This is a genomic window from Aeromonas sp. MaB10011B, assembly GCF_017939325.1.
Lineage (GTDB): Bacteria > Pseudomonadota > Gammaproteobacteria > Enterobacterales > Aeromonadaceae > Aeromonas > Aeromonas caviae.
Genome location: NZ_JAGKRK010000003.1, coordinates 1 through 26,181 on the forward strand (window position 1 = coordinate 1; position 26,181 = coordinate 26,181).

Here is a 26,181-nt window from a genome sequence, read left to right on the forward strand (position 1 = left end):
CTACAGCCGCCACGCCTGGGGACGGCTCTACACCAGCAAGCTGCCGGTGACCTCGGTCCATGTGCTCAACGAAACGGTCCTGCCGTTCTTCGAGGCTCACGAGGCGCGGGTCTATACCATCCTGTCGGACAACGGGCGCGAGTTCTGCGGACGCCATGACCATCACCCCTACGAGCTGTTCCTGCAACTGGAGGGGATTGAGCACCGGACCACCAAGGTACGCAGGCCGCAGAGCAACGGCTTTATCGAGCGGCTACATCGCACCCTGCTGGATGAACACTTCCGTATCAAGGGGAGGACGACCTGGTATGAATCAGTGGAGCAGATGCAGACAGACCTGGACAGCTATCTGGATCACTACAACACCCAGCGGCCACATCAGGGCAGGATGATGGAGGGTCAAACCCCCTACAGCATGTTCAAAAAGGGTCTGAAATTGATACCGAAGGAAGTGCGCACTAAAGTAGCGTAAACAAGACACCGGTTTGAGGCCGGTGTCAGGTGATAACTAGGGAAGGTGCGAATAAGTCATATGGCACGAGAGCATTTACTGGTAACCCATTGATATTAAATGACTAAAATTTTCATTTTTTGTTCTTGGGATACTTGTTCGCACTTTCCCAAGACGATGAAATCCTGGATCAAATACGGGTTGGCCGGGGCCTTGATACTGGTGGCGAGCTTCTGGGGCGGCAGCGTGCGGGCGGCCCAGATGCCCCTTGGCTGGGATGCTGCCCTGCCGGTACAGATAACCGGGCAAGATGCGGCGGTTCTGACGGTGGCCTCTTTCCTGTCGCTCGGGGAATAGCCATCGGTTGCTGCCGGGCTCAGCACCTCAGGGCAGGGATTGGGGCCTGTTTATCCGGACCTGGGCGGTGAGGGCGCGGCATATGGCGTATCAACACAGGCCGGGTGGCCTATCGCGTCTGGTATTGGGCATCCAGCCAGGCGATGGCCTCTTGGGGGTCGTTGAATGCCCGGATATGGTCCGGGTGGGTGAGGGAGAGGCAGGAGAGGGCGATGTGATGGAGCACCTTGGCCGAATAGAGGGAGGCGATGGCCACCAGATTCTTCTGGGTCAGCCACTGATAGGTCTCCTGCAGATGGGGCAGGGCGGATAGCACTACCCCCTGATGCTGACGATGGTCCACCAGGGCGCAGAAACGCTTACCGTCCAGGCTGTTCACCACGGACTTTATCTGTGCAATCCACGCCAGCATACCCTCTTCATTGAAAGGGCCGATCAGCTCGCAGGTGACCAGGTGTTCCTGCACATTGAAGATGAACTCACCGTGCTTTTTATCAAAGGACATACAACATTCTTATCCATGACCAGGGGCGGCAAGATGATGCTTATTCATTCCGTATGCATCAATACCCGAATGAGGGTTTTGGTCATGAAATCGTATTGCTGCGTTGACGCCGGGGGTAAGGTGCTTGTCCGTGATGGCGATACGAGAACAACAGGCGGCGCCAGTGTATTTCATCCGGATGCCGGGTAGTCCGGTCTGCATCCAGGGTGGCAATGCTCCTGTTTGCCCGGGCCCTTATCCCGGGGTGTCTTGCCCGGAAGGGGGGACTGCCTTGGTGAGGGCGTCGATGGCATTGGGGACGAATCGCTCGGAAAAACCGGCGATAAAGGCCCAGATGATGGCCTTGGCGGCATCCAGATTGGTTGCAGGAGAGGCCAGGGTCAGCAGGGTCTGCAAGGAGACATAGGGGGGCTCCATGTGTTTGAACTTGGGAAACAGATCCCCCTGCAGCAGGCTGCTGGCAAAGAGTCCGTAGGCGATAAAGCCGAGAATGCCGGAAAACAGCAGGGAGACATAAAATTGCGTGACGATCACCCGGGGTTGGCTGATGTGGGTTATGGCGTCGCTGTCGTGCAGCCTGGCGAGACGGTAATAGTTGTTGATGACGGCCCCCACCGATCCGGCGAAGAAGATGGCGGTCATGATGTTGGAAATGAGCGGGATGGTTTGCAGCAGCAGTATCAGGGCAAGGCCTCCGAAGGAGATGAGGCCGCTGATGGCCAGGTGTTTGTAGTAGCGATCCATGGGTAGCTCCACATTGGGCAAGAGACCCTGTTGAGGATAGTCAGCCCATGGCGAAAATGACCCGAAAAGGCCGGTGTAGCAGTGCCCGCCCTTTGTCTCTTCAAAGAAGAGATCTCTTAACTACTTTGTGCTCTTGGAGGAACAAAGGTGATGTAACAACAGTGGGGTCGCCAATGGATGGACTAGCATAAAGCGTCATACGGTACCGAGGTGGTAACCGTGATATCCCCGCGTAAGGAGTGCGTGATGGCTAGAAAATTGATTGTTTGCTGCGATGGAACCTGGAACAGCGAAGACAACAAAGATGACGGTGTGCTGGCGCCTACCAATGTATTCAAAATCTTCAATGCCCTGCGCTGTGACGAAACCCAGCTCACACGTTACCAGAGCGGGGTTGGCAGTGGTGGTCTGATCGACAAGGTGATGGGAGGCACGATCGGGCTTGGGCTCAGTGAGGATATTCGTGACTGTTATCAATGGTTGGCGACTCATTACCAAGAAGGAGATGAACTTTTCTTGTTTGGTTTTAGTCGCGGTGCGTTCACGGCCCGTAGCCTCGGGGGCATGATTGGGCGATGCGGCATAGTCCGATTCGCCTCTGATGAAGGGATGGGCGAGGTGGTGGAGCGGATTTACGATCAGGGATATCGCAAGAAGCAGCTCTTGGCGGATCTCACCTTTTATCCAGCCTCTCAAGCTATCCGCTTCATTGGGGTATGGGATACTGTCGGCGCTCTCGGTATTCCCGATGACAAGGGATTGCTGAATTTGCTCGACCGTCCCGACAACTACCGTTTTCACGACGTCCAGCTTGGCGAGCATATCAAGACGGCGCGCCATGCCGTCGCTATCGACGAGAAACGAGGTAGTTTCACGCCGACTCTCTGGGATCCGGCCCCAGGGCGAGACATGCAGCAGATCTGGTTTGCCGGGGTTCATAGCGACGTTGGTGGCGGCTACAAGGAACACGGGCTTTCGGATATCACTCTGGCCTGGATGATGAAGGAGGCTGGCCAGTGTGGATTGGTGTTCAGGGAGTCAGCAAGCTCGCAGCTACATCCTGATCCTGCCGGCCTGCTGCACGAATCCCACGTCGGTCTGATGAAGCTTTTGCTCACCTCGCCGCGCAGCTTGCCGAATCTTCGCTCCGCCGAAGTCCACAAGTCAGTGGATGAGCGGCGCAAGCTCTCTCCCATCAATCAGCTTCCCTATCTGCCCACCAAGGAGTGGTCAACGGAAGGTTCGATCACCCTGGATATCTATGCCCGCCATCCATGGTATTGGACTGGTATCTATCTGGAGGCTGGTCGCCATTACCGCTTCAGCGCTCATGGTGAGTGGCATGACTCCCATGTGCCAGCGGGCCCGGAGGGGGTGCGCGACAAGGCGCTTGCACACCTGTTGGGTGATGCACTTGGCAAGATTGAGCGCTTCTACGGCATAGTGACTCGCAACAGTCAGGCCAATGTTCCTGCTACCAAGCGGCTGGAAGAGGCGGAATGGTTTGCCCTGATAGGGGTGGTGGCGGATGCGGGTAACCCGGACAACGATGGCACTCCGGCGCGGCCCAGCACCTTTGTGATCGGCAAAGAGGCCAGCATTAAGCCGACCAAGAGCGGTTATCTCTACTGTTTTGCCAACGATGCCTGGGGATATTACGAGAACAACCGTGGCTTTGTGACGCTCACGGTGAGCCGCGACTGATAGCGGCTGGGTGACGATAAGGGCTTCCCTCGGGAAGCCCTTTTTATGTCTCGGGTGACGCGGTGAGGTGTGTCGAAGGTCAGCGAAAGCGGAACAGCTCCCGGTGCAGCGGGGTGGCCAGGTGGGCATCCAGGCTCTGGGCCATGGGCTCGGGGCCGCAGAACCACACCGGGGTGTGCTGACGTTTGCCCAGGGCGGCCAGATCCAGCCGGCCGCGCTCGGACTCCAGATGCAGCCGGTAGTCGATCCCGACCCGGCGGCACAGATCGGCCAGCCGACTGTGATAGGGGGCGGCCTCGGCGCTGGGAGCGCATTGCAGCAAGGTGGTGCCGGGGCGTTGTTCACCACGGCGTACCAGGGCCTCCAGCCAGGCGACGAAGGGGGTGATGCCGATACCGGCGCCCACCCAGAGCGCGGGGGCCGGATCCGGCAGGGCGAAGGCGCCATAGGGGCCGGTCACGATCACCGCATTCCCCACCTTGAGGTGGCGGTGCAGCCAGCGGGTGTGATCCCCGAGGGCGCGCACCGCCAGGGTCAGGGTGCGGCAGTCTGCCGAGACATCGACCAGGGTGTAGGGGTGGGGCTCGCCGCGCCCGGCAAAGTCGAAGAAGGCGAACTGCCCCGGGCGGTAGCCGGGCAGGGGCGCGGTGAGGCCAACCCGGATCTCCAGGGTGCGCTCGTCCAGAGGGGTGAGGGCGCTGACCGTCCCCTGGCGGCGTGCGTCCCGTCCCACCCGGCCAAACAGGGAGTAGAGCGCCCCCAGAGCACCCAGCCCGCCGCCGATAAGCAGGGTCAGGCCGACCGGGGTCAGGGCGCCGATGCGCGGCAGCAGGCAGAGCCCGTGCAGCCAGCCCATCAGATAGATGACCGGGGCCAGCCGGTGAACCACCTTGAAGCGCTCGTAGCACACCACCGCCAGCAGGCTTACCACCACCAGCGCCAGCAGCAGATAGAAACTCCATTCCCCCAGGGTATTGCCGAGGCTGTGCCAGAGGGCATCGTTGCCAGCACCAGCACCAGCACCAGCACCAGCACCAGTACCAGTACCAGCACCAGTACCAGCACCAGCACCAGCACCAGCACCGCGGCGCGCCGGCCGGGTCAGCCAGCCGGCGGCGACAGCCCACTTGGGGGCTTCCACCAGCAGCCAGTGGGCCACCAGGGTGCCGGTGGCCCAGAGGGCGCTGCTGCGGTGCAGGTGCAACATGCGATCCAGCCCGCCGCACCAGGCCTCGAGCCTCGGCAGGCGCAGGGCGAGCAGCAGGGAGAGGGTCATGGCGCCAAGGCCAAGCAGACCGGTCAGGATCAGCAGCTCGTGGCGCCAGGGCCAGAGACCGGCGGGCCACTGGGTCAGGCCAAACAGCCAGATGAGGGTGAGGGTCAGGGGCAGGGCCCAGATGAGGGATGCGGGTTTCATGATGTCCTCCTTGTCCATGCCTCCATTGCACGCCTGCTTTGTGGCGAAAGTGTGCCCCCTGACTACCTCTTTTGTAGCAGAGTGTGGCAAAGGGTCGCCGGGTCAGGGCAAGCGGGCTGAGGAGGGGGGCGCGGGGCAGAACAGGGGGGCAGGAAAGCGGTTGGCGTCACCCCACAGGCCTGGGTCTGGAGAGGGGTGATGCTGGGGCAGGCGCATGGCTGCCCCAGCAAACAGTCGTGTCAGGATTTTCGTCCCTTGCCGCCCTTGTTGCCCGCGAGGGCCTGCTTTCTGGCCTTCTGCTTCTGGGCGCCCTTGCTGGCGCGGCGCGGCTCGGGGTCGAAGCGGGTGAGAGCCGGCTCAAAGCCCGGGAACCACTGCTGGGGCAGGCGGGTATCGAGCACGGCTTCGACTTTCTCCAGCAGGGGGGCGTCTTCCGGGCTGAACAAGGTGATGGCGAGCCCCTTGTTGCCGGCGCGGCCGGTGCGCCCGATGCGGTGGACGTAATCCTCGGGCTGATGGGGGAACTCCAGATTGATCACATGGTTGAGCTCGCTGATATCGAGGCCGCGAGCCGCCACGTCGGTGGCCACCAGGGCCTGCAAGGTGCCTGCGCGAAACGCCAGCAGCACGTTTTCCCGCGCGCTCTGTGACAGATCCCCGTGGAAGGCGAGCGCATTGATGCCCCCCTTGCCAAGCTGCTGGGCCAGCTTGTCGGCCCCCTGGCGAGTGCGGCTGAAGATCAGCGCCGGCGCCCAGCCCTTCACGGTCAGCATGTGTTGGACCAGCGCCACCTTGCGATCGCTGTCCACCGCATAGACCCGCTGCTCCACCTCGGCCGCCGTGGTGTTGCGCGGTGCCACTTCCACCAGCGCCGGGTCGCGCAGCAGTACCTTGCAGAGGGCAAACAGGTTGTCATCGCAGGTGGCCGAGAACAGCAGGGTCTGGCGATCCGCCGGGATTTGCTTCAACAGCGCCTGGATCTCGTCCATAAAGCCCATATCGAGCATCCTGTCCGCCTCGTCAAACACCAGATGGCGCAGTTCGGCCAGCGTGAGCGCCCCCTGGCGCAGGTGATCGAGCAGGCGGCCCGGGGTGGCGATGAGGATATCCACCCCGGCGTTCAGCGCCTCCACCTGTGCGGCGATGCTCACCCCGCCGTAGACCAGCGTGCTGGTGAGAGTGGTGCCCCTGGCGTAGCGAGTGACGCTCTCGGCAACCTGCACCGCCAGCTCGCGGGTCGGCACCAGCACCAGGGCGCGGATGGGGCGAGGGGCATCGCTCGTCGGGTGTTGCAGCAACTGCTCCAGCAGCGGCAGCACGAAGGCGGCGGTCTTGCCGGTGCCGGTCTGGGCGCCCGCCATCAGATCCCGCCCCGCGAGGATCAGGGGGATAGCGCTGGCCTGCACCGGGGTGGGGGCGGCGTAGCCAAGCTCGGTCAGGGTTTGCTGCAAGCGGGGGGAGAGGGCCAGTTCGGCGAAAGAGGCAATGGACATAGGGCACCAGTATGGGGTTATCCCGCCCCGTGGCCGGGGCGGAAACAATCAGCGTGGCCGGGATGGTAACAGATAGCAGGGGAGCGGCAGAAGCCGGGCCGCTCAGGGGGCTGAATTGTCACCCGGATCGCGGACAAGGCGGATGGTTTGCCCCTGGTAATAGGCGATATTGCGCTTGCCGTGCTGCTTGACGTGATAGAGCAGGTCGTCGGCCAGTTGCACCGCCTCGGTCACCGTCAGGTAATCGCGAATGCGGGTTACTCCGGCGGAGAAGGTGATGGGGGCGGGCAGCTCGGGGATGCGCAATGGCCGCTCCAGCAGGCGGGCGGCGGAGTGATGCATCATTTTGTCATCGTCCATCCCCTTGAACAGCACGATGAACTCTTCCCCGCCCCAGCGAATGGCGACATCGCCCTTGCGGATATTGGTCTTGAGGTGATTGGCGAAGGCGACGAGCGCCAGGTCACCCACCCCGTGACCATGGGTGTCGTTGACGGACTTGAAGTTGTCGATGTCGAGGATCATCAGGTAGTCGTGCTCCCGCAGCAGCGCCTGATTGAGGATGTCACGGCGTGGCAGCCGGGTCAGGTGGTCGGTCTGGGCCAGGATGCGCAGACGGGTAACCAGGCTGCGCCCCGTCAGCATGATCAGCAGCAGGATGATGAGATAGAGCTTGAAGGCCGCCCCGTAGAGCACGGACCGGATGAAATCGCCGTAACTGTATGACCACTTGAGGTAGAGATCATTGCCTGCCTGAGTGCGCATCAGCGGCGTGCTCAGGCAGAGGTGGAACGGACGGCAGGGTTCGACCTCCTCGAAGGAGAGGACGGTCCGGGTCGGGTTGAGATGTTCGAAGGGGCGCAGCACCTCCTTGAACGCCCGGTCGACGGCGATGTCGATGCCCTTGAGCCCATAGCGGTAGTCCTTGATGGCGGGCTCGTAATAGATGAAGGGGAAGTAGAGGGTGATGGCCTGCAACCCGGTGAAGGTGTCGGTATAGAGACCGGAGACCCAGGCTTCATCCGTGCTGCAGGGGACATGGGTGGCCGCGAAAAAGGCGCAGCCGAAATAGTGGGTCCAGGGCTCGATGTCGCTGAGGTCGGTGTTGATGGGCAACAACTGGCTCGGCAGCATCCCCTTGCTGGCGACCATGCCAAGCATGCGGCGATCATCATAGAAGGCGTAGAGGTTGAGGACCTCGGGGTTGGAGATGACGTACTGGTAGGCGAGGAGCATCTGGTTGGCCGGGGGCAACACGGGAATGACCGCCAGGCGCTTCAGGGTGGGGAGATCATAGCCATAGGCATAGGCCGTCGCATCCCCGTTCTCGCTGAAGATGGGCATCTTGATGCTGCTGTTGTCGATGAAGGCGGCCAGTTTCTCTGGCGCCAGGATGCGGGCCCGCTGATAGAACACCTCGAACAGGTTGGGCTGCTTGGCGGTGATGAGCGCCATGTCGTGCCTGATACGAAGGTAGGTGTAGTTGCACACCAATCCGAGCCCCATCAGGACCAGGCAGAGCCAGCCAAGCCGGGTGAGCCATCGACGGGGGAGGAAACGCAGCAGTGAGGCGGCCATGGCGTGAACGCTCCCGTGGTGACAGAGGCCTTTTTTGTAACTGATTTTGCCGGGCATCACCAGATGAAGTTGGTGGGGTGCCATGGGGTATGCACAAAAATTAGTCAGCAATATCAAAAAGATAGACGATAAGATCGCATTCGATGGTGGGCGGGGAAAAGGGGGGGGCTGAAACAAGAGGGCATGGCGCCCTCTTGTGTGGAGTGAGACGACGCGCCTTAGCGAGCCTGGTATTTCGGCGAGCGGGGGCCAGGGAGGATGCCGTTGGGCATGTCGGCACTGAGCAGCCTGACGCTGGTGATGCCGGCGATTTCATGGCCCTTGTCGGTCAGGGTGTTGGCAATCTGATTGACCACCGCCACCACCAGCATGCCGATGAGGCCGCCCCCCGAATTGCCCTGCTGCTCGGCACTGCTGGCGCTGGCACTGCCTTCCCACAGCAGCTTGCCGGTGCGCAGATCCACCAGGCGGGCACTGGCGGTGACCACTGTCTCGCTGGAGATGACCAGATAGCTGGTGCCGTACTCCTTGATGTCGAGGTAGAGGGCGGTATCGGCACCGTAGATCTCGTGGAGCTTCTTGATGGGCAGCGCCTGGATGTCGGCGGGCTCGGTCACGCCGTTCTGCCGGAACGTCTCGTTGGTGACCGCCACCGGCAGCACGTAATAGCCGGACTCGGCGAGCGGATAGGTGATCTGGGATTGCAGGCTGGGGCCCGCCTTGATGTCCGGCGAGTGATTCACCGGCGGCAGCACCAGAATGGAGGTTGGTCTGCTCTCCTTGAAGTTGCTGTAGTCGTAGCCGGGGCCCTGTGCACAGCCGCCCATGAGGAGGGCGCCCAGCGTGAGGGCAAGGAGGGTGCGCAGGGTCATTGGGTCTCTCCCTTCTTGCTAGACATCAGGAAGTTCATGAAGGGGGCCGATTCGGGGAAGAGGCGCTTCTCGGTTTCGAACTGCTCGCGAGTCTGGGCATCCTTGCCGAGCTGGGCGTACAGCATGCCGAGGTGTGCGTGAAAGCCCGGTGGCACAGCCTGCCCCTTGGCGCTCGCTTCTTGCTGGTTTTTCTCCAGCGCATCGATCTGCGCTTCGACCCCGGTGTCGTCACCCTGCATGTGCTGGTAAACCACTCCCTGATATTGATCCCAGTTGTAGAGCGTCTGCGGCCCCTGGGCGCAGGCGCTCAGCAGCAGGCCGCTGACCAGCAGCAGGGAAGGACGGAACAGCGTCATCTCGTCTCTCCTCATTGGGCCGGGCGCCAGGCACCGGTCTCGATGCCGTTCACCAGATTGTTGACGGCCTCGCGGATGGCGAGATCCAGCACCTTGCCGTTCAGGGTGGAGTCGTAGCTGGCGGTGCCGCCGAAGCCGACGATCTCGCGGTTGGAGAGTTCGTACTCCCCGGCACCCTGGGAAGAGAAGACCACTTCCGAGGTGGTGACGTTGACGATGTTCAGGTTGACCTTGGCATAGGCGATCTGTGACTTGCCGCGACCCAGGATGCCAAACAGCTGATGATCGCCGACTTCCTTGCGACCAAACTCGGTGACGTCGCCGGTGACCACGTAGTCGGCGCCCTTGAGTTGCTGGGCCTGTTGCTTGATCCCGGCTTCGGCCTGGATCTCCGGCATGTTGTCGCGATCCAGCACGCTGAAGCGGCCGGTCTGCTGCAGGTGGGTGATCAGCACGGTTTTCGCCTGGTTGCCCAGCCGGTCCACGCCGTCGGAGAAGATGCCACGCATGTAGCTGGAACGGTTGTCGAACTTGCCGACGGCGATGGGGCTGCGTGCGCCCTGATAGTGGCTCTGATAGGAGGCAACCTTGGGTACCTCCAGGGTGCGCGACGACTCGCTCGCACAGGCTGTCAGCAAGCCCGCCATCAGGATGACACTGGATGAAACAACAAACTTCTTCATGTAAGGCCCCGTTATCAAAGGAAAAAAACAGCGGCGGACTCTAACATGGTTCGTTGCGAAGAAAGTGCCCCGTATGGGGGGCATACCCGCTCAATCCCTGTGCGTTTGACAGGGGGTGGCGGAGGGCTGGGTTTGTTGCAGGGGCTGGAATACCTCCTCCAGGGCTGTCACCAGGGCGCGCATTCGGCCCGTCTTCTGCACATCCGGGTGCAGCACCATCCAGATGTCGATGGGATCGTGCTGGTCAGGCAGCAGGCGCACCAGGGCGGGATCCTCCTCGGCGAGGAAGGTGGAGAGCAGGGCGATGCCGAGCCCCTGCCGGGCGGCGGCCATCAGCACCAGCTGGGCATTGCTCTGCAGGACCACGTTGGGCTCGTGGAGCGGTTCGCCGCACAGACTCAGCCAGTGACGGGCCACCAGCTCTCTGGGAAAGAGCAACAGGTCGTGCTCTTGCAGTGCCTGACCCGAGCGGGGCGTGCCTCGCCTGGCCAGGTAGTCGGGAGAGGCGTAGAGCCCCATCTTGATGGTGGCGAGCCGTTTGACCACGAGGTCTCCCTGCTCGGGGCGCACGCTGCGAATGGCGAGATCCGCCTCCTGATTGGGGATGTCGCTCACGCTGACGGCGGTCAGCAACTTGAGGCGGATGCCGGGGTGGCGCTGGCGCAGCAGGGTGAACGCGGGCAGCACGAAGCCCTGAGCCAGGGTATCCGTGGTGGCGATGCAAAGCTCCCCTTCCAGCTCTCCCAGGCTCGCGGTGCGCATCATGGCCAGGGCCGCCTGCGCCATGGCCTCGGCCTGGGGCAGCAGCGCTTCCCCCAGGGGGCTGGGGCGATAGTGTCTGGGGGTGCGGATAAACAGCTTGGCCCCCAGCTGCTGCTCGAGCAGGGTGATCCGCCGCCCGACGGTGGCCTGATCCACCCCGAGCTCGAGTCCGGCCTGCCGCAGGCTGCCCCGCCGTGCCAGGGCCAGGAAGACGCGGGCATCGTCCCAGTTGATCATGCTTGCTCCTCACTCAAGCAGAACGCCCGATTGGCGCCGCAATATTAGATGCCAGCGGGGATGGCAGCACAAGGGGATAGACCGGGTCCGGTGCGTGCCTGCGGCTCCCCGGCCAAGGGCGCGCGCCACCCCGACGTGATGCAGGATTGAGTCGGCGTGATGCAGAACTGCCGCAGTCCGGAGTGGGCGGGATCGCTATGATGTCGCTCCCGATTGCGGTTTCATTCGTCTGCCACTGGAGTGTCCATGTCTGTCTCAAGCGTCCCGGCTTGCGAGCCAGGTCAGGTTGTCCATCCTCGTCTGCGCTGGTTTCTCTCCCTCGCCCTGATGTCGGCCCTGCTCAACAGCAGCGTGCCTACCCCGCTCTATCCCCATTACCAGGCGGCGCTGGCTCTGAGCGATCTCGGCCTCAGCCTCATCTATGGCGGCTATGCGGGGGGCGTGCTCATCGCCTTGTTCGGGGTGGGCAACCTGGCGGGACGCGTGGCGGATCTGCGCACCCTGATCCTGCCTGCCCTGGTGGCGGTCGGGGGCGGGGCCCTGCTCTTCTCCCTGGCCGACAGCTTCTGGGCCCTTTTGCTGGCGCGGCTGCTGGCCGGGATTGGCACGGGCAGCCTGACCGGCGCCGCCAATGTGGCGCTGCTGCGTTTTGGCCCCAGGGATGGGGGTAAGCGAGCGGCCCTGAGCGCTACATTATCGTTCACCGCCGGGCTGGCTCTTGGCCCCGTGTTCAGCGGGCTGGCGCTGCAGCAGGATCTCTACCCGACCACGCTGCCGTTTTTGCTGATCCTGGGGATGGCGGCCTGCGCCATCGGGGGGCTGGTGTTGAGCTGGCCCAAAGGGGTGAGGGCGACGAAGGCCGCCCCGAGCGGGCAGGGTGGCGGATCCCTGGGAGAGGGGCTCAAGGCCACGGGGGCCGGGTTCTTCCTTTGCGCCCTGGCGCTCTTCACCGCCTGGGCGGTGGCGGCCAGCTTGCTGGCCATGGGTCCCAAGGTGGTGAGCGAGATGCTGGGCATGACGGATCTGGGGCTGTTCGGCTATCTTGTCGCGGCCTATCTGGTCTTCTCTGGGCTTTGCCAGCTCTGGGCCCGTCGCCTCGATGCCCGCCATACCCTGCAAAGCGGCGTGCTGGCCCTGGCGCTGTGCGTGCTGCTCTTTGCCGGGGCCGTTCACGGCCTGCCCAGCTGGCTGGCGGGACTCGGGCTGCTGGTGGCGGGCTATGCCCAGGGGGCCGTGTTCGTGGGCAGTGCGACCCTGATCAATCGCATCGCGCCCCCGGCCAGCCACGCGCGGCTGCTCTCCCTCTTCTATGTGATCGCCTATGTGGCGAACTGGGTACCCGTGTTGCTGGGCTGGGTGAGCGACGGAGCAGGTCTTGGCGTCGCGCTGGATCTGCTCTTCGTCGGCAGCACCCTGACAAGCCTGGGGCTGGCCTGGGCGGTGTCTCGGCGGCGCTTCGAGCCCGCTGTGTGACAGGGCATCACCCATCGACCAGGACGACGCTCCCGGCATCCAGGTGGTGCATCCACTCCCGCAGGATCAGCAGGGCGGCGGCGATGCGCCTCCCCCTCGGCAACTGGGCCGATGCCAGGGGATCCCCCTCCACCATGGCGGCAAGCTGGCCGAACAACCGCTCTATGTTCTCCCGGCTCTGCACCCGGTTACCGAGCACCTCGGCCAGGGGCTCCGGGCTTTGCAGGTGCAGCACGGGGTGGGGCGGGATCCGTGCCGCGAGGGGCATCAGCACATCCTCCACCACCATGATGGCCTGCTCAAGCTCCAGGGGCGTCGGCGGATCCCGGCGAAAGGGTCCCGGGGTCAGGGCATCGAGCCCCAGTGTCAATGCAAATGTCTGGCTGGTGCCATCGGCCGCGGTGAGCGCGACCTGGCTTCGGGTATTGCCCAGGCTCAGCAAAATGGTGTCGTGATGCTTTCTGGTCATCTGGTGTGCTCCCGGCGTTGGATGCCCCATGGATACACCCGCACGGGGCGGATTGGCGAGTCATTTCGCCCCCCATTCGGGCATCAGGGGTTGCAAAGATTCCCATGAATGGCAATCTGGACGTCCAAACGTCTTTAAAGGAGCCCTGACATGGATATTCGTATCGTCCCCCGCGCCCTCGTACTCGCTCTCTCTCTGGTGGGGGCGAGTGCCCTTGCCAACGAGGCCCTGGTGTTCCAGACCGACTTCGGTCTCAAGGATGGCGCCGTCTCGGCCATGAAGGGGGTCGCCTTCGGGGTGGACCGCACCCTGCCGCTCCATGACCTGACCCACGAGATCCCGGCCTACAACATCTGGGAAGCCTCCTACCGCCTCTATCAGACCCTGCAATACTGGCCCGCGGGTACCGTCTTCGTCAGCGTGGTGGACCCCGGTGTCGGCACCGAACGCAAGTCGGTGGTACTCAAGACCAGGAGCGGCCACTTCATCGTCAGCCCGGACAACGGCACCCTGACCCTGGCGGCGGAGCACTTCGGTATCGAGGCGGTGCGCCAGATAGACGAGAAGACCAACCGCCTCAAGGGCTCCGAGAAGTCCTATACCTTCCATGGGCGCGATGTCTACGCCTACACCGGCGCCCGGCTCGCTTCCGGTGCCATCAGCTTCGAGCAGGTGGGGCCCAAACTGCCTGCCGAGGTGGTGACCATCCCCTATCAGCCCGCGGTGGTCGAGCAGGATGGCACCTTGAAGGGCACCATCCCGATCCTGGACGTGCAGTACGGCAACGTCTGGACCAACATCGACGAGGCCCTGCTCGGCAAGGCAGGCATCCACAAGGGGGACAACGCCTGCATCAGGATCAGCGAAGGGGATGCGCTGAAATACGAGGGCAAGGCCCCCTACGTCAGTAGCTTTGGCGACGTGCCGGAGGGCCAGCCCCTGGTCTACCTCAACAGCCTGTTGCAGGTGTCGGTGGCCCTGAACATGGACAGCTTCGCCGCCAAGCACCAGGTGCAATCCGGCGCCAACTGGCATATCAGCCTGAAGAAGTGCAACTAGACGCTGCCATCGGGCGCTATCCGGTACAAACGGGCATAGCAGTCTGAAGAAGTGCAACTAGACGCTGCCAGCGGGCGCTATCTAGTACAAACGGGCATATCAGCCTGAAGAAGTGCAACTAGACGTTGCCATCGGGCGCTATCCGGTACAAACGGGCATAGCAGTCTGAAGACGTGCGGCTAGATAGAGGGGAGAGCTTCTGTCGGCGATGTGTCTCTTGGGGCGGTGGGACTGGTGCCCACCGCCCCTTCTCCTGGGCGGTGGCGCCTTGTCGGGCCAGGCGGCTATCTCATCGTTTGTCATCCTTGTTTAATAAAGTGCCCCCATGCTGTGGCCGGACGCAGTGATTACGCAATGACGCCAGCACAGAGAACAAGGAAAAGCCGATGAGCCGTTTTGACGAGAGAGACAGCGCCAACCATCCCCGCGAGCAGGAACCGGAATTCAACCGCCTCATCGAGGCCGGTCTGAGCCGCCGTGGTTTCCTGAAGGGGATGGGCGCCGCCAGCATGGTGGCCTTCTTCGCCGCGAGCCCGGTGGCCCGCGCCGTGGCCGCCGCGACCCGGCCGCTGCTTGGCTTCCAGGCCGTGCCCGCCTCGGTGGCCGACACCATAGTGGTGCCGCCCGGCTACCGGGCCGAGGTGCTGATCGCCTGGGGGGATGCTCTCTTCCCCGATGCCCCCGCCTTTGCCCAGAGCAACGATGCCAAGGCCCAGGCCCGCCAGTTTGGCGACAACAACGACGGCATGAGCTTCTTCCCCCTGGGCCCGGATCGCGCCCTGCTCGCCGTCAACAACGAATACACCAACTACGAATATCTGTTCGCGGATGGCGGCAAGACCCTCAGTGCAGAGGCGGTCGCCAAGGCCCAGGCGGCCCACGGGGTCTCCCTGGTGGAGCTGGCGCGCATCGATGGCAAGTGGCAGGCCAACCCCAAGGGGGCCCTCAACCGCCGTATCACCGCTACCACCCCCATGACACTGAGCGGCCCGGCGGCGGGCCATGCCCTGCTCAAGACCCAGGCCGATCCCGAGGGGCGCACCGCCCTTGGCACCTTCAACAACTGCGCCAATGGCCAGACCCCCTGGGGCACCTACCTCACCTGCGAGGAGAACTTTAACGGCTACTTCGGCAGCGAGGGCAAGCCGGTGCTGGACCAGCGCGCCGCCCGCTACGGCCTGGCCGCCGAGGATGCGGGCTTTGGCTGGCACAGGTTCGACGAGCGGTTCGATCTCGCGAAGCATCCCCAGGAGCCGCACCGCTTCGGCTGGGTGGTGGAAATCGATCCCCGCGACCCCGCCTCCACCCCGAAGAAGCGTACCGCCCTTGGCCGCTTCAAGCATGAGAATGCGGCCTTCACCGTCAACCAGGATGGCCGCGCCGTGGTCTACCTCGGCGATGACGAGCGGGGGGAGCACATCTACCGCTTCGTCTCGAAGAACAGGGTGGCACCGGGCAATGACCCCGCCAACCGGGATCTGCTGGACGAGGGCACCCTCTATGTGGCCCGCTTCGAGGCCAGGGAGGGGGAGCTCAAGGGCACTGGCCAGTGGCTGCCCCTGGTACACGGCCAGCACGGCCTGACCCGGGAGAACGGCTTCGCCGATCAGGGGGAGGTGCTCATCTTCGCCCGGGAAGCGGCGACCCGGCTCGGCGCCACCACCATGGACAGGCCCGAGTGGGTGGCCGTGCATCCCCACAGGGCCGAGGTCTACTGCACCCTGACCAACAACAAGAACCGCGGCATCAAGGAGAACCAACCTCTCGATGGCGCCAACCCCAGGGCCGAGAACCCCTATGGCCAGATCATCCGCTGGCGCCCGATGGGGGACGATCACGGGAGCGATCGCTTCGAGTGGGATCTCTTCCTGCTGGCGGGCAACCCTGGCGTGCACAAGGAGGGGCTGATGGCGGGCAGTGCCAACATCCATCCGGACAACATGTTCAACAGCCCGGACGGCATCGGCTTCGACGAGGCGGGGCGGCTCTGGATCCAGACCGACGGCGATTACTCCAACGAGAAGCAGTTTGCCGGCATGGGCAACAACCAGATGCTGTGCGCCGATCCCGCGAGCGGCGAGGTGCGCCGCTTCCTGACCGGCCCCGTGGCCTGCGAAATAACGGGCCTCACCTTCACGCCAGACTGGCGCACCCTGTTCGTCGGGGTGCAGCACCCGGGTGAGGAAGGGGCTCCCTCCCATTTCCCGGACGGCGGCACCGCCATTCCCCGCTCCGCCGTGTTGCGGATCACCCGGGACGATGGCGGTATCATCGGCGCCTGATGGCCCGGGGTAACCGCTTGGCCCGTGATGACAAGAGCCGCCTTCGGGCGGCTTTTTTTGTGGGTGTGGCGGGCGGGAGACAAAAAAAGACCGGGTACGGGACCCGGTCAAAGAACCCGCGCATTCAGGGAAGAAGTGCGGGCGTTCAGGCTTGGTGGCGGGGCCGGGCATCGGCCCCTGATCCGGTGTCGGGGTGAGTGGCGTCACCCCGGCGTCAATGCGGGCTATTCGCGCTCCAGTGCGTGGATGGGATCCAGCCTGGCGGCCCGGCGGGCCGGGGCGAAGCCGAATATTACCCCGATCAGGCTGGCGCAAAGGCAGGCCACCCCCATGGCGGCAAGGGAGTAGCTCATCCGGACGCCGCTGCTGAAGTGGTCGAACAGTTGGCCAAGCAGCAGGGAGAGGGCGATGCCGAGCACGCCCCCCAGCAGGCAGATCAGCACGGCTTCAATGAGGAACTGCTGCTGGATATCCCGGGTCCGGGCGCCGACCGCCATCCGCACCCCTATCTCCCGGGTGCGCTCGGTGACCGAGACCAGCATGATGTTCATCACCCCTATGCCCCCGACGATCAGGGAAATGAGCGCGATGAGGGCGATCAGCGTGGTCAGGGTGGCGCTGGTCTGGCTGATGGTCTGGCGGATGCTGTCGGTGTTGAGCAGGAAGAAGTCCTGGCTGCCGTGGCGCAGGGTGAGCAGGCGGCTGATGCCGTCCTGGGCGGCGTCCAGGCTCACCTCGTCCCGCACCCGCACGCTGATGCTGCGCAGATGGCTCTGCCCCAGCAGGCGGCTCATGGCGGTGGTATGAGGGATCCAGACGTTGAGGGTCTCGTCGCTGCCAAAGCCGCTCTGGTTCTTGATGGCGACCCCGATCACCCGGCAGGGCAGATCCCCCAGCAGGATCACCTGGCCCAGGGGGGACTGGGTCGGGGCGAACAGCTTGTCCCGGGTGTGCTCGTCGATCACCACCTCCTGGGCCAGGCTCTCCTCGCTCTGGCGATCAAAGCCCATGCCCTGGGCCAGGCGATAGCCCCTGACCTGGAAGAACTGGGCGCCGACGCCGTTGATGGTGCCGGAGACGGCGATGCTGCCAAGGCGCAGGGTGGCGCTGGTGCTGAGGCTGGGGGTGACGCTGTGCACGTAGTCCAGCCGGGCGATGGCCTCGGCGTCCCCGATCCGCAACGTCTGTATGGTAGCGGAGCGCATGTCCCCGAAGCCGCGGCCGGGGAACACCTCCAGGGTGCTGGTGCCCATGGCGTTGATGTTCTCCAGCACTCGCTCCCGGGAGCCCTGCCCGAGGGCCACCACGGTCACCACCGAGGCGATACCTATGATGATGCCGAGCATGGTGAGAAAGGTGCGCAGACGCTGGGCAACCATGGCCTTGAGGGCCATCTGCAGGGCATTCCCGAGCCCCGCCATCAGCGGGGTCTTCCCCCTGGCGGACGTCTTGGTGGCGGCCTGGGTCGCCTGGGGAAGGGCCTGTGGCTCGCGCGTGCGGCGATCGGCGATCACCCGGCCATCTTTCAGTTCGATGATCCGCTCGGCGTGGCGGGCGATGTCCATGTCGTGGGTGACGATCACCAGGGTGTGGCCCTGGCGATGCAGGGCTTGAAGGCTCGCCATCACCTCGGCGCCGCTCTGGCTGTCGAGGGCCCCGGTCGGCTCGTCGGCCAGGATCACCTCGCCGCCGTTGATGAGGGCCCGGGCGATGCTGACCCGCTGCTGCTGGCCGCCGGAGAGCTGGCTTGGCTTGTGTTCGAGCCGGCTGGCGAGGCCGAAGCGGGTCAGCAGGGCCTCGGCCCGCTGGCGTCGCGTGGCCGGATCCAGACCGGCGTAGAGGGCGGGCACCTCCACGTTGGTGCGGGCGTCGAGATCTGCCAGCAGGTGATAACGCTGGAAAATGAAGCCGAAGTGCTCCCGGCGCAGGGCGGCGAGCTCGTCCCGGCTGAGGGTGGCAGTGTCGCGCCCGGCCACCAGATAGGCCCCCTCGCTCGGCTGATCCAGGCAGCCCAGCAGGTTCATCAGGGTGGATTTGCCGGAGCCCGAAGCGCCGACGATGGCCACCATCTCTCCACGGGCGATCGCCAGATCGATGCCATCGAGCACGGTGACGGTGCGCTCACCCTCTTTGAAGTGGCGGCGGATGCCCCTCAGTTGCAACAAGGCGCCCATGGTCACATCCCCATGGGGGGCGGCATGCCCCCGGCGGCGTCGCTCTGGCCTGCGCTCACTTCGCTGACGATGACCCGCTCACCGGTGCTCAGGCCCGACAGGATCTGGGCATCCACCTTGTTGTTCAGGCCGACCTTGACCCGGCGCAGGCTGATCCGGCCTCCGTCGTCGACCACCCTGACCTGATCCCCCTGCAGGGCGATGGCCGGGATCACCAGCGCATCTTTGAGCCGGGCGACCACCAGATAGACCTGGGCCGTCATGCTGATCCTGAGCTGACCGTCCTGGTTGGGCACCTCGAACAGGCCGTGATAATAGATGGCGCTGCTGTCGCTGCTGCTGGTGGTGTCGTCGTCATTGATGGTGTCGGGGGCGGGCTCGATGGCCCGCAGGGATCCCTCGAAGCGGCGCTGGCTGTTGCCAAGAATGGTGAAATAGACCGGCATGCCGACCCGGACGTTGATGACGTCGGCCTCGGAGATCCTGGCCTCCACCGTCATGGTGTCGAGCTGGGCAATCTTGAGCAGGGTAGGGGTGCTCTGGCTGGCGTTGAGGGTCTGCCCCTCCTCCACCGGCATGGCCACCACGGTACCGGAGAGGGGGGCCAGGATCCGGGTATACCCCAGGTTGACCCGGGCTGTGTCCACCGCGATCTCGGCCTGCACCCGCTGGGCGTTGAGGGCCCGGATATCGGCCAGGGTCTCGTCCAGGGTCGCCTTGGCGCTGTCATGGTCGGCCGTGCTGCCAAGGCCTCTTGCGACGATCTGCTGCTGGCGCTGGTATGCCAGGCGGGCATTGCGAAGGGTGGCCTCTTTGGAATCCAGCTGGGCCTGGAGGTTGTCGCGCTGGGCCAGGGCATCCTTGAGGGCGTTCTGCTGGGGCAGATCGTCGATCTCGACCAGCAGATCCCCCTGTTTGACCTCCTGCCCCAGAGTCACGTGCAGTTTCTTGATCTGGCCCGATACCTGGGCGCCCACGCTCACCTGCTTGCGCGCTTTCAGGGTGCCGTCCGCCATGATGAGCTGCTCCAGATCCCGGGTCTCGGCACTGGCGGTGATGTAGTCGCTGGCGGGTGCCTTGGCCTGGGGGCGCCAGGCCAGCAACAGGGCGAGGGCGCACAGGGGCAGCAGCCAGAAGAGACGAGGGGAGAACGTGGGCATGACAACCTGTATCCTGAATGACGGTAACGGCGGCACTCTACCCCAGAGCCGGGTTAAGGCTCTTTGCGCCAAGCGTAAGGGTTTCGTAAAAATGGCTGCCAAGTGCGTGGCAAGCGGCGAAAATGGCCGCCGACAAGGGAGACCGCATATGAAGATCCTGCTGGTGGATGACGATGCCGAACTGGGCGCAATGTTGAGTGAATATCTGGGGGGAGAGGGGTTTGATACCACCCAGGTGCTGACCGGAGGAGAAGGTGTGCACCATGCCCTCTCCGGCCGTTACAGCGCCCTGCTGCTGGATGTGATGCTGCCCGACTTGAGCGGCACCGAGGTGCTGCGCCAGGTGCGCCAGCGCAGCCGCCTGCCGATCATCATGCTGACCGCCAAGGGGGACAACGTGGATCGAGTGGTGGGACTGGAGATGGGGGCCGATGACTATGTGCCCAAACCCTGCTACCCCAGGGAGCTGGTGGCCCGGCTGCGGGCCGTTCTGCGGCGGGTCAACGAGGGGGGGAGCGCAACCCCCTCGCCGGATGCCCTCATCCTGGGGGATCTGACGGTCACCCCGGCCAACCGGGTCTGTCTCTGGCAGGGGGAGCCGCTGGAGCTGACCGCCACCGAGTTCAACATGCTGGTGTTGCTGGTGCGAGCACCGGAGCAGGTGGTCACCAAGGACACCCTCTCCCTGCAAGGGGTAGGGCGCCCGCGGGAGGCCTATGATCGCAGCGTCGATGTGCACATCTGCAACCTGAGGCAGAAACTGCAGCAGAAGGCGGGGGAGGCCGTCACCATCGAGACGGTGCGCAGCATAGGGTACAAGATACGGTGATCCTCAAGGGACGTTTGTTCTGGAAGATTCTGCTGGGGTTCTGGCTGGCCATCGTGCTGGTCAGCCAACTGCTCTGGCTCGGTTTTCGTGCCGAGCGTGCCCCCCCGGAAGAGCACCTGGCCCAGCAGTTGGCGAGCCAGCATCTGGAGATGGCGGCAGCCGTGCTGGCAAAGGGGGGGATCGAGGCTGCGACGGCATTGAGTCAGGCCATGTCGCCGCCGTTGCTGCAGATAACACTCCTCGATGTTTCCGATGCGCCTCCCCGGCCAGCGCCCCGGGCATCCAGGCCGCCTGCCCCCGGGGAGCCGGGCCCCGGCGTCGTGCTGACGCGCACCGTGATCGCCAACGACGGGCAGACCTATCTGCTGCAGACCAGAGCGGACCCGCGCGTCCTCCCCGGCGGGCCGGCCCCCGGCCCCCTCTCCTGGCTCAACATTCCCCCGCCCATGCTCTGGATTGGCGGCCTGGGGGGACTCTTGTTCAGCATTCTGTTCGCCTTGCACCTGACCCGGCCCATGAACGCCCTGCGGCGCAGTTTCGATCGGGTAGCCAGGGGGGATCTGGGGGTCAGGCTGTGGCCCACTCTGCGCTGGCGCCGGGACGAGCTGACGGAGGTGGCGAAGGAGTTCGATCTCATGGTGGAGCGGTTGCAGCAACTGGTCGAGGGGCGCGAGCAACTGCTTCACGACGTCTCCCACGAGCTGCGATCCCCCCTGGCCCGCATCCAGATGGCCATCGGCCTGGCGGAGCAGCGCCCAGAGAAGGCGAGCGACGCCCTGGCGCGGATCCGGCTCGAGACGGAGCGGATGGACAGGATGATAGGGGAGCTGCTGACCCTCTCCCGTGCCGAGCAGGGCCACGGGCTTGAGCAGAGCCACTACGACCTGCTGGCGCTGGTGGAGACCGTCGTCCAGGATGCCAGGTTCGAAGCCCAGCAATCCGGGGTCGAGATAGGGCTCGAGGCGGCGCTGGGGGAGGGTTGCCTCCTGCTGGGGCATGCGGAGCTGATGCGCCGCGCCGTGGAGAACGTGGTGCGCAACGCCCTGCGTTTCTCGCAGTCGGGCCAGATGGTGAGTGTTCGCTTGCTGCGCCTGGGCCAGGAGGTGCAGCTCTCCATCGCCGATCGGGGGCCCGGGGTGGAGGAGGGGAAGCTGGCGGGGATCTTCGACCCCTTCGTGCGCATCGGCTCACCCCGCATGGGCAAGGGCTACGGGCTCGGGCTCGCCATCGCCCGCAAGGCGGTGATTCTGCAGGGGGGCACCATCCAGGCGCGCAATCGCGCACAGGGGGGGCTGAGAGTGACCATGACGCTACCCCTGCATGAGCCCTCCTGAGGTACGCGGCTCAGACCCGAGTGGGGTAAAACCCCTGTAATGAAAGAGGGGGCCAAGGCCCCCTGCTCGTATCTGTTCCTCCGTGCGATTCAGCGCAGCGCCGCTGGCGGCGGCACCTCGGTGTAGCGCCCGTCTATTTCTCGCAGGTAGTAGTGATCCTCCCTGACGTAATAGCGGCGGCCATCCAGATCAAGAGGGATGAGCCCTGTCTCTGCCACCACCAGGACCTGAGGAGGCGGAGAGACCACCACATAGTGGTTCTCCTGTTGGCGGTAGAAGATGCCGTCGAGCACATAGTAGGTGAGCCCGGCCAGCAGCAAGGTTTCCACCCCTCCCGGCAGCCTGTCGACGGGGTGGCCGAAGCCGGGGCCAGCCCCATGGCCGTACTGCGGGGCAGGGCTCTCCCATCCGCCCGGTCTGCCCATGTTCCCCGGACCCGCCATGGCAGGCAGGGCGATGGCCATGGCAAGCAGCCAGAGTGAAGGGCGGTGCAGACTCATCTCACTGCCCCTTGAGCGGCGCACCGGCGGGCTGGGGTTTGAGTGGCTGGGGCGGCAGTTCGCGCACGCTGACCGTGACCTCGTAGCGGGTATCCGGCTTGGCGGCATCAATGTTTTTGGACAGCGCCTGGACCAGGACCTGGGGATCCGCACCCTGCTTGCTGGCGTGATAGAGCACTGAGGGGGGCGGTGTCATGGGGCCTCCCTGGCGGGCGCCCATCGGGGGCGGCATCTCGCCGGCATGAAGGAGCGTGGTGCCCAGCAGAAGGGCAAGGGCGACAGGATAGCGTGACATGATGATGACTCCATTGATGGGAACGCCCCCATCAAACGCGACGCATGCACTCGGCTCAACCACCTTTACACCTTCTTTTCGCCCTCTTTACAGTTGTGACAACGGGCGCCGTGGCGCCCGTTGTGTGTCGTGAACCGCTCGCCGGATCAAAACTCGTTGGAGAGCGCCTTGTAACCCCTGACCAGGTCGATGTTGGTGTGAGCCACATCCTCGGAGAACTCGGTGGCGTCCACGGTGACGCGTGGGATCTGCGCCAGATCGCTCTGCTGGTTGATGCGGGTGGTGGAGGGGACATAGAAGCCGGGGGGAATATCGCAGCCATCGACCACGGAGTTGTGGCGCACCACGGACCCTTCGCCGATGTGGCAGTTGAACAGCACGCTGTTGAAGCCGATGAAGACCCGGTTACCCACTTCGCAGGGCCCGTGGACGATGCTGCGGTGGGCGATGGAGCTGAACTCGCCGATGGTGACGGCAGCGCCGGATTTGGAGTGGATGACGACGCCATCCTGAATGTTGGAGTTGGCGCCGATGACGATGGGTTCCATGTCACCGCTCTCGTCCACTTCGTCTGCGCGGATCACGGCATAGGGGCCGACAAACACGTTCTCCTTGATGATCACCTTGCCACAGATGATGGCGGTCTTGTCGATATAGGCGGATTCGTCGATAACGGGCAGGTGACCTGAGGGATTCTTGCGGATCATGTTACGTCCTGTTGCTGATGAAATCGGGGAAACGTGGCGCGTCATGAAGGCCCGCCGGAGAGCCAGCTTACGCCTCTGATCCGGCAGGGGAAACCTTTTACTGGTCTGACCCACAGTGAGTAAGGCCATTTTGAGCGATTGTTCTTTGACTCCCTGTTATGGGAGCATGAGGGCGCAAAATGGGGCGCCACCGGGTGCAAAGAGATGAGGGGGAACGAGAGATGAAGCAGGTCATGGTATGGCTGGTGGGGTCGCTGTTGTGGATCTCCGCCGCACAAGGCAAAGGCTATGCGGGGGAGTTTGACTATTACGCCATGGCACTCTCCTGGTCGCCCGAGCATTGCGCCATCAAGCCAGGGGATCGGGAGCAGTGCGCCCGCAAGCTGGGGTTCGTGCTGCACGGTCTCTGGCCCCAGTATCAGCGCGGCTACCCCGCCAGCTGCACCCGCGAGCGGCTGGATGCGGACATGGAGCAGCAGTTTGCCGGGCTCTACCCCAGCCGCTTCCTCTATCGCCATGAATGGGAGAAGCACGGCACCTGTTCCGGGCTGAGCCAGGAGGCATTTCACCAATTGGCCAGCGATCTGCGCCAGAAGGTGAAGATCCCGGCCGCCTATCAATCGCCGGAAGAGCCGCTGAGAAAAAACAGCTTCCAGCTCAAGGCCGAGCTGGCGAGCGCCAACGAGTGGCTGGCCCCCGATAACATCACGGTGGCCTGCGCTGATGGGGGCCGCTTCCTGCGGGAGATCTACATCTGTATCAACAAGCAGGGGACGGATGCCGTTCCCTGCTCCGACGAGATGCAGAAGCGGGAGCGCCGCTCCTGTGGCCAGCCGGACTTCCTGCTGCGCAGCGTGCGCTGAGCTCGTTATCTTCATCAGGTCCCTCGCGGGCCTGATGTGCAATGAACCTCAAGGAGCCTGATGGATGAAAGCCAAGGCAGGATGTCTGGCCGGGAACTGGGCAGGCGATATCGCCAGACGACGTGTCAGCATGTCAGGTGCGATCTGCCGACTCAACCCGCCTCTGGCGCACAGGCAGACTCACCATCAGAAACAGGAAACCATCATATGACGCTCTTTGCCGAACTGGGGATGCGCTATCCCGTCATTCAGTCCCCCATGGCGGGTGTGCAGAACAGCGCCCTGGCGATGGCTGCGACCAGTGCGGGGGCTCTGGGCTCCCTGCCTGCCGCCATGCTGAGTGGTGCCGAGCTGCGCCAGGAGCTGAGCCGTCTCGCCGCCAGCGGGTCGGGCCCATACAACATCAACTTCTTTTGCCATCGGCAGCACGAGCCGGAACCGGCAGCGGAGCAGCGCTGGCGCCAGGTACTGTTACCCTATTACGCCGAGTTCGGGGTGGATGCCGCTGTGCCGTCGCGAGCCCCCTCTCGGGCCCCCTTCAATGGCGAGCATGCGGCCCTGCTTGCAGAGTTCAGACCTGCCGTGGTCAGTTTCCACTTCGGCGTGCCCGAGCCCGAATTGCTTGCCCAAGTAAAGGCCACAGGCGCAAAAGTGTTTGCCAGCGCCACCACGGTGGCAGAAGCGCAGTGGCTTGCTGACCACGGAGCCGATGCCGTCATCGCCCAGGGGCTGGAGGCGGGTGGCCATCGCGGTCACTTCCTGAGTGAGGATCTCAGCTTGCAGCAGGGCACCTTTACCCTTCTGCCACAGGTAGTGGCGGCAGTGGATCTGCCTGTCATCGCCGCCGGGGGCATAGTCGATGGAAAGGGCATCAGAGCCGCCCTTGCTCTGGGAGCGAGCGCCGTACAGGTGGGAACGGCGTTCCTCTGTTGCCACGAGGCGACGACCTCGCCCCTGCACCGTGCGGCGCTGCAGGGGAGGCATGGCCAGCACACCGCACTGACCAATCTGTTCAGCGGCCGTCCGGCGCGGGGCATAGTCAACCGCTTGATGCGGGAACTCGGCCCCCTTTCGGTGCTGCCGCCAGACTTCCCGTATGCCAGCGGCGCATTGGCTCCGTTGCGTGCCGCAGCCGAAAAGGCGGGTGACAGCGGTTTCTCGCCACTCTGGGCCGGGCAGAATATATCGGGTTGCCGCTCCATGGCGGCAGCCGAGCTGATCGCTGCCTGGGTTGCTGAGGCAGAACTGGCCTGATCGTCACTTTGCGATTCTCTTCCTCTATATATGAATTGATATGGTCAGCAACCCTTCGAACAGGAGACGGGCAGAGAGGAACGGGAGGTAATAGGGTGCAGAATGAGCCCTTTTCGGGCTCACCCTGTGGATAAGTCTGTATAAAAACTGTGCTTTGATATGAATAACTAAGAATTGGCATTTTTTTGCAATTTTATTGCGATGAGAGCTTGCCAATGTGATCTATGTCTCTATAATGCGCCTCCATCGACAGGGCAAAGCGGCAACGCAAAGCCTGAGTCGATAGCCTCGAAAAGCCTGTAAAAATAAGGCTTGACTCGAGAAGGCGGTTGAGTAGAATGCCACTCCCGCAGCAGCCAAAAGCTGTGTCGCTCTTTAACAATTTGAATCAAGCAATCTGTGTGGGCACTCACAGTATCGAGCATCAAAAACAATTTTTGATTTTCAATGTCTGATGAAGTGACCAAAGCAACTTTTAGTTGCAGCAGTTAATTCAGCAATTCATTGAGCCGCTTTTCGAAGCAACCAAACTTAAATTGAAGAGTTTGATCATGGCTCAGATTGAACGCTGGCGGCAGGCCTAACACATGCAAGTCGAGCGGCAGCGGGAAAGTAGCTTGCTA

Annotated in this window: 25 protein-coding genes and 1 rRNA gene; 11 read left to right on the top strand and 15 right to left on the bottom strand. The window is 63.7% G+C overall.

Annotation, left to right across the window (positions count from 1 at the left end):
* The coding region (locus tag J9893_RS01730; protein WP_210600772.1) for an integrase core domain-containing protein at nucleotides 1–472 on the top strand (472 nt) is incomplete at its 5' end.
* Between the two features lie 99 nt (nucleotides 473–571).
* On the top strand, nucleotides 572–808 hold the full coding sequence (locus J9893_RS21510) for a hypothetical protein (RefSeq protein ID WP_246875491.1): 237 nt from the start codon (nucleotides 572–574) through the stop codon (nucleotides 806–808).
* A 109-nt stretch (nucleotides 809–917) separates the two neighbouring features.
* Here the strand turns inward: J9893_RS21510 and J9893_RS01740 are convergent, their stop codons facing one another.
* Both J9893_RS01740 and J9893_RS01745 read right to left on the bottom strand, forming a co-directional pair.
* Nucleotides 918–1,313 (bottom strand): hypothetical protein, encoded by a 396-nt coding sequence (locus tag J9893_RS01740; RefSeq protein ID WP_042016530.1) that lies wholly within the window; start codon nucleotides 1,311–1,313, stop codon nucleotides 918–920.
* A 234-nt stretch (nucleotides 1,314–1,547) separates the two neighbouring features.
* A complete protein-coding gene (locus J9893_RS01745) occupies nucleotides 1,548–2,057 on the bottom strand; it encodes a hypothetical protein (protein WP_210600771.1) in 510 nt (169 codons plus the stop codon).
* A gap of 246 nt (nucleotides 2,058–2,303) precedes the next feature.
* Between J9893_RS01745 and J9893_RS01750 the strand changes: the two genes are divergently transcribed.
* Entirely contained in the window at nucleotides 2,304–3,761 is a 1,458-nt protein-coding gene (locus J9893_RS01750) for a DUF2235 domain-containing protein (protein ID WP_210600770.1), read from the top strand.
* Nucleotides 3,762–3,840: 79 nt separating this feature from the next.
* Here J9893_RS01750 and J9893_RS01755 read toward each other — a convergent pair whose 3' ends face one another.
* From J9893_RS01755 to J9893_RS01785, 7 genes are all read right to left on the bottom strand, one after another.
* Nucleotides 3,841–5,196 carry a ferric reductase-like transmembrane domain-containing protein gene (locus tag J9893_RS01755; RefSeq protein WP_210600769.1) on the bottom strand — a complete coding sequence of 452 codons (1,356 nt, stop codon included), beginning with the start codon at nucleotides 5,194–5,196 and terminating at the stop codon, nucleotides 3,841–3,843.
* A gap of 221 nt (nucleotides 5,197–5,417) precedes the next feature.
* Nucleotides 5,418–6,671 (bottom strand): DEAD/DEAH box helicase, encoded by a 1,254-nt coding sequence (locus J9893_RS01760; protein WP_210600768.1) that lies wholly within the window; start codon nucleotides 6,669–6,671, stop codon nucleotides 5,418–5,420.
* Between the two features lie 102 nt (nucleotides 6,672–6,773).
* A complete protein-coding gene (locus J9893_RS01765) occupies nucleotides 6,774–8,249 on the bottom strand; it encodes a GGDEF domain-containing protein (protein ID WP_210600767.1) in 1,476 nt (491 codons plus the stop codon).
* A gap of 218 nt (nucleotides 8,250–8,467) precedes the next feature.
* Nucleotides 8,468–9,121 carry a DUF799 domain-containing protein gene (locus tag J9893_RS01770; protein ID WP_052814863.1) on the bottom strand — a complete coding sequence of 218 codons (654 nt, stop codon included), beginning with the start codon at nucleotides 9,119–9,121 and terminating at the stop codon, nucleotides 8,468–8,470.
* A complete protein-coding gene (locus J9893_RS01775) occupies nucleotides 9,118–9,477 on the bottom strand; it encodes a DUF4810 domain-containing protein (protein WP_080989864.1) in 360 nt (119 codons plus the stop codon). The genes J9893_RS01770 and J9893_RS01775 overlap by 4 nt, the downstream gene beginning before the upstream one ends.
* An 11-nt stretch (nucleotides 9,478–9,488) precedes the next feature.
* Nucleotides 9,489–10,160 carry a CsgG/HfaB family protein gene (locus J9893_RS01780; protein ID WP_052814865.1) on the bottom strand — a complete coding sequence of 224 codons (672 nt, stop codon included), beginning with the start codon at nucleotides 10,158–10,160 and terminating at the stop codon, nucleotides 9,489–9,491.
* A gap of 90 nt (nucleotides 10,161–10,250) precedes the next feature.
* Complete coding sequence (locus tag J9893_RS01785) at nucleotides 10,251–11,159, bottom strand: LysR family transcriptional regulator (RefSeq protein ID WP_052814866.1); 909 nt, start codon at nucleotides 11,157–11,159, stop codon at nucleotides 10,251–10,253.
* A gap of 246 nt (nucleotides 11,160–11,405) precedes the next feature.
* Between J9893_RS01785 and J9893_RS01790 the strand changes: the two genes are divergently transcribed.
* Nucleotides 11,406–12,632 carry an MFS transporter gene (locus J9893_RS01790; RefSeq protein WP_210600766.1) on the top strand — a complete coding sequence of 409 codons (1,227 nt, stop codon included), beginning with the start codon at nucleotides 11,406–11,408 and terminating at the stop codon, nucleotides 12,630–12,632.
* A 7-nt stretch (nucleotides 12,633–12,639) separates the two neighbouring features.
* Here J9893_RS01790 and J9893_RS01795 read toward each other — a convergent pair whose 3' ends face one another.
* Complete coding sequence (locus tag J9893_RS01795) at nucleotides 12,640–13,101, bottom strand: hypothetical protein (protein ID WP_210600765.1); 462 nt, start codon at nucleotides 13,099–13,101, stop codon at nucleotides 12,640–12,642.
* Nucleotides 13,102–13,251: 150 nt separating this feature from the next.
* Here J9893_RS01795 and J9893_RS01800 point away from each other — a divergent pair, with 150 nt between their 5' ends.
* On the top strand, nucleotides 13,252–14,160 hold the full coding sequence (locus J9893_RS01800; RefSeq protein ID WP_210600764.1) for an S-adenosyl-l-methionine hydroxide adenosyltransferase family protein: 909 nt from the start codon (nucleotides 13,252–13,254) through the stop codon (nucleotides 14,158–14,160).
* A 386-nt stretch (nucleotides 14,161–14,546) separates the two neighbouring features.
* A complete protein-coding gene (locus J9893_RS01805; protein WP_210600763.1) occupies nucleotides 14,547–16,442 on the top strand; it encodes a PhoX family phosphatase in 1,896 nt (631 codons plus the stop codon).
* Nucleotides 16,443–16,666: 224 nt separating this feature from the next.
* Here the strand turns inward: J9893_RS01805 and J9893_RS01810 are convergent, their stop codons facing one another.
* Both J9893_RS01810 and J9893_RS01815 read right to left on the bottom strand, forming a co-directional pair.
* The gene (locus J9893_RS01810; protein WP_246875492.1) at nucleotides 16,667–18,616 is read right to left on the bottom strand and encodes a MacB family efflux pump subunit; all 1,950 of its coding nucleotides are present in this window, start codon (nucleotides 18,614–18,616) and stop codon (nucleotides 16,667–16,669) included.
* A gap of 2 nt (nucleotides 18,617–18,618) precedes the next feature.
* On the bottom strand, nucleotides 18,619–19,776 hold the full coding sequence (locus tag J9893_RS01815) for an efflux RND transporter periplasmic adaptor subunit (protein WP_203764256.1): 1,158 nt from the start codon (nucleotides 19,774–19,776) through the stop codon (nucleotides 18,619–18,621).
* A gap of 148 nt (nucleotides 19,777–19,924) precedes the next feature.
* Here J9893_RS01815 and J9893_RS01820 point away from each other — a divergent pair, with 148 nt between their 5' ends.
* Entirely contained in the window at nucleotides 19,925–20,605 is a 681-nt protein-coding gene (locus J9893_RS01820) for a response regulator transcription factor (RefSeq protein ID WP_010672948.1), read from the top strand.
* A gap of 14 nt (nucleotides 20,606–20,619) precedes the next feature.
* A complete protein-coding gene (locus J9893_RS01825) occupies nucleotides 20,620–21,939 on the top strand; it encodes an ATP-binding protein (RefSeq protein WP_246875493.1) in 1,320 nt (439 codons plus the stop codon).
* Nucleotides 21,940–22,028: 89 nt separating this feature from the next.
* Here J9893_RS01825 and J9893_RS01830 read toward each other — a convergent pair whose 3' ends face one another.
* The 3 genes from J9893_RS01830 to J9893_RS01840 all read right to left on the bottom strand — a co-directional run bounded on the left by J9893_RS01830 (nucleotide 22,029) and on the right by J9893_RS01840 (nucleotide 23,441).
* On the bottom strand, nucleotides 22,029–22,439 hold the full coding sequence (locus J9893_RS01830; RefSeq protein WP_210600760.1) for a DUF6515 family protein: 411 nt from the start codon (nucleotides 22,437–22,439) through the stop codon (nucleotides 22,029–22,031).
* 1 nt (nucleotide 22,440) lies between these two features.
* Nucleotides 22,441–22,734: a hypothetical protein gene (locus J9893_RS01835; RefSeq protein WP_041214573.1), complete on the bottom strand. Its 294-nt coding sequence runs from the start codon at nucleotides 22,732–22,734 to the stop codon at nucleotides 22,441–22,443.
* A gap of 146 nt (nucleotides 22,735–22,880) precedes the next feature.
* Nucleotides 22,881–23,441 carry a carbonate dehydratase gene (locus tag J9893_RS01840; RefSeq protein WP_010672952.1) on the bottom strand — a complete coding sequence of 187 codons (561 nt, stop codon included), beginning with the start codon at nucleotides 23,439–23,441 and terminating at the stop codon, nucleotides 22,881–22,883.
* A 221-nt stretch (nucleotides 23,442–23,662) separates the two neighbouring features.
* Here J9893_RS01840 and J9893_RS01845 point away from each other — a divergent pair, with 221 nt between their 5' ends.
* From J9893_RS01845 to J9893_RS01855, 3 genes are all read left to right on the top strand, one after another.
* The gene (locus J9893_RS01845; protein WP_210600759.1) at nucleotides 23,663–24,304 is read left to right on the top strand and encodes a ribonuclease; all 642 of its coding nucleotides are present in this window, start codon (nucleotides 23,663–23,665) and stop codon (nucleotides 24,302–24,304) included.
* A 207-nt stretch (nucleotides 24,305–24,511) separates the two neighbouring features.
* Complete coding sequence (locus J9893_RS01850) at nucleotides 24,512–25,558, top strand: nitronate monooxygenase (RefSeq protein WP_210600758.1); 1,047 nt, start codon at nucleotides 24,512–24,514, stop codon at nucleotides 25,556–25,558.
* A 533-nt stretch (nucleotides 25,559–26,091) separates the two neighbouring features.
* Nucleotides 26,092–26,181, top strand: a 16S ribosomal RNA gene (locus tag J9893_RS01855); the annotation flags it as partial.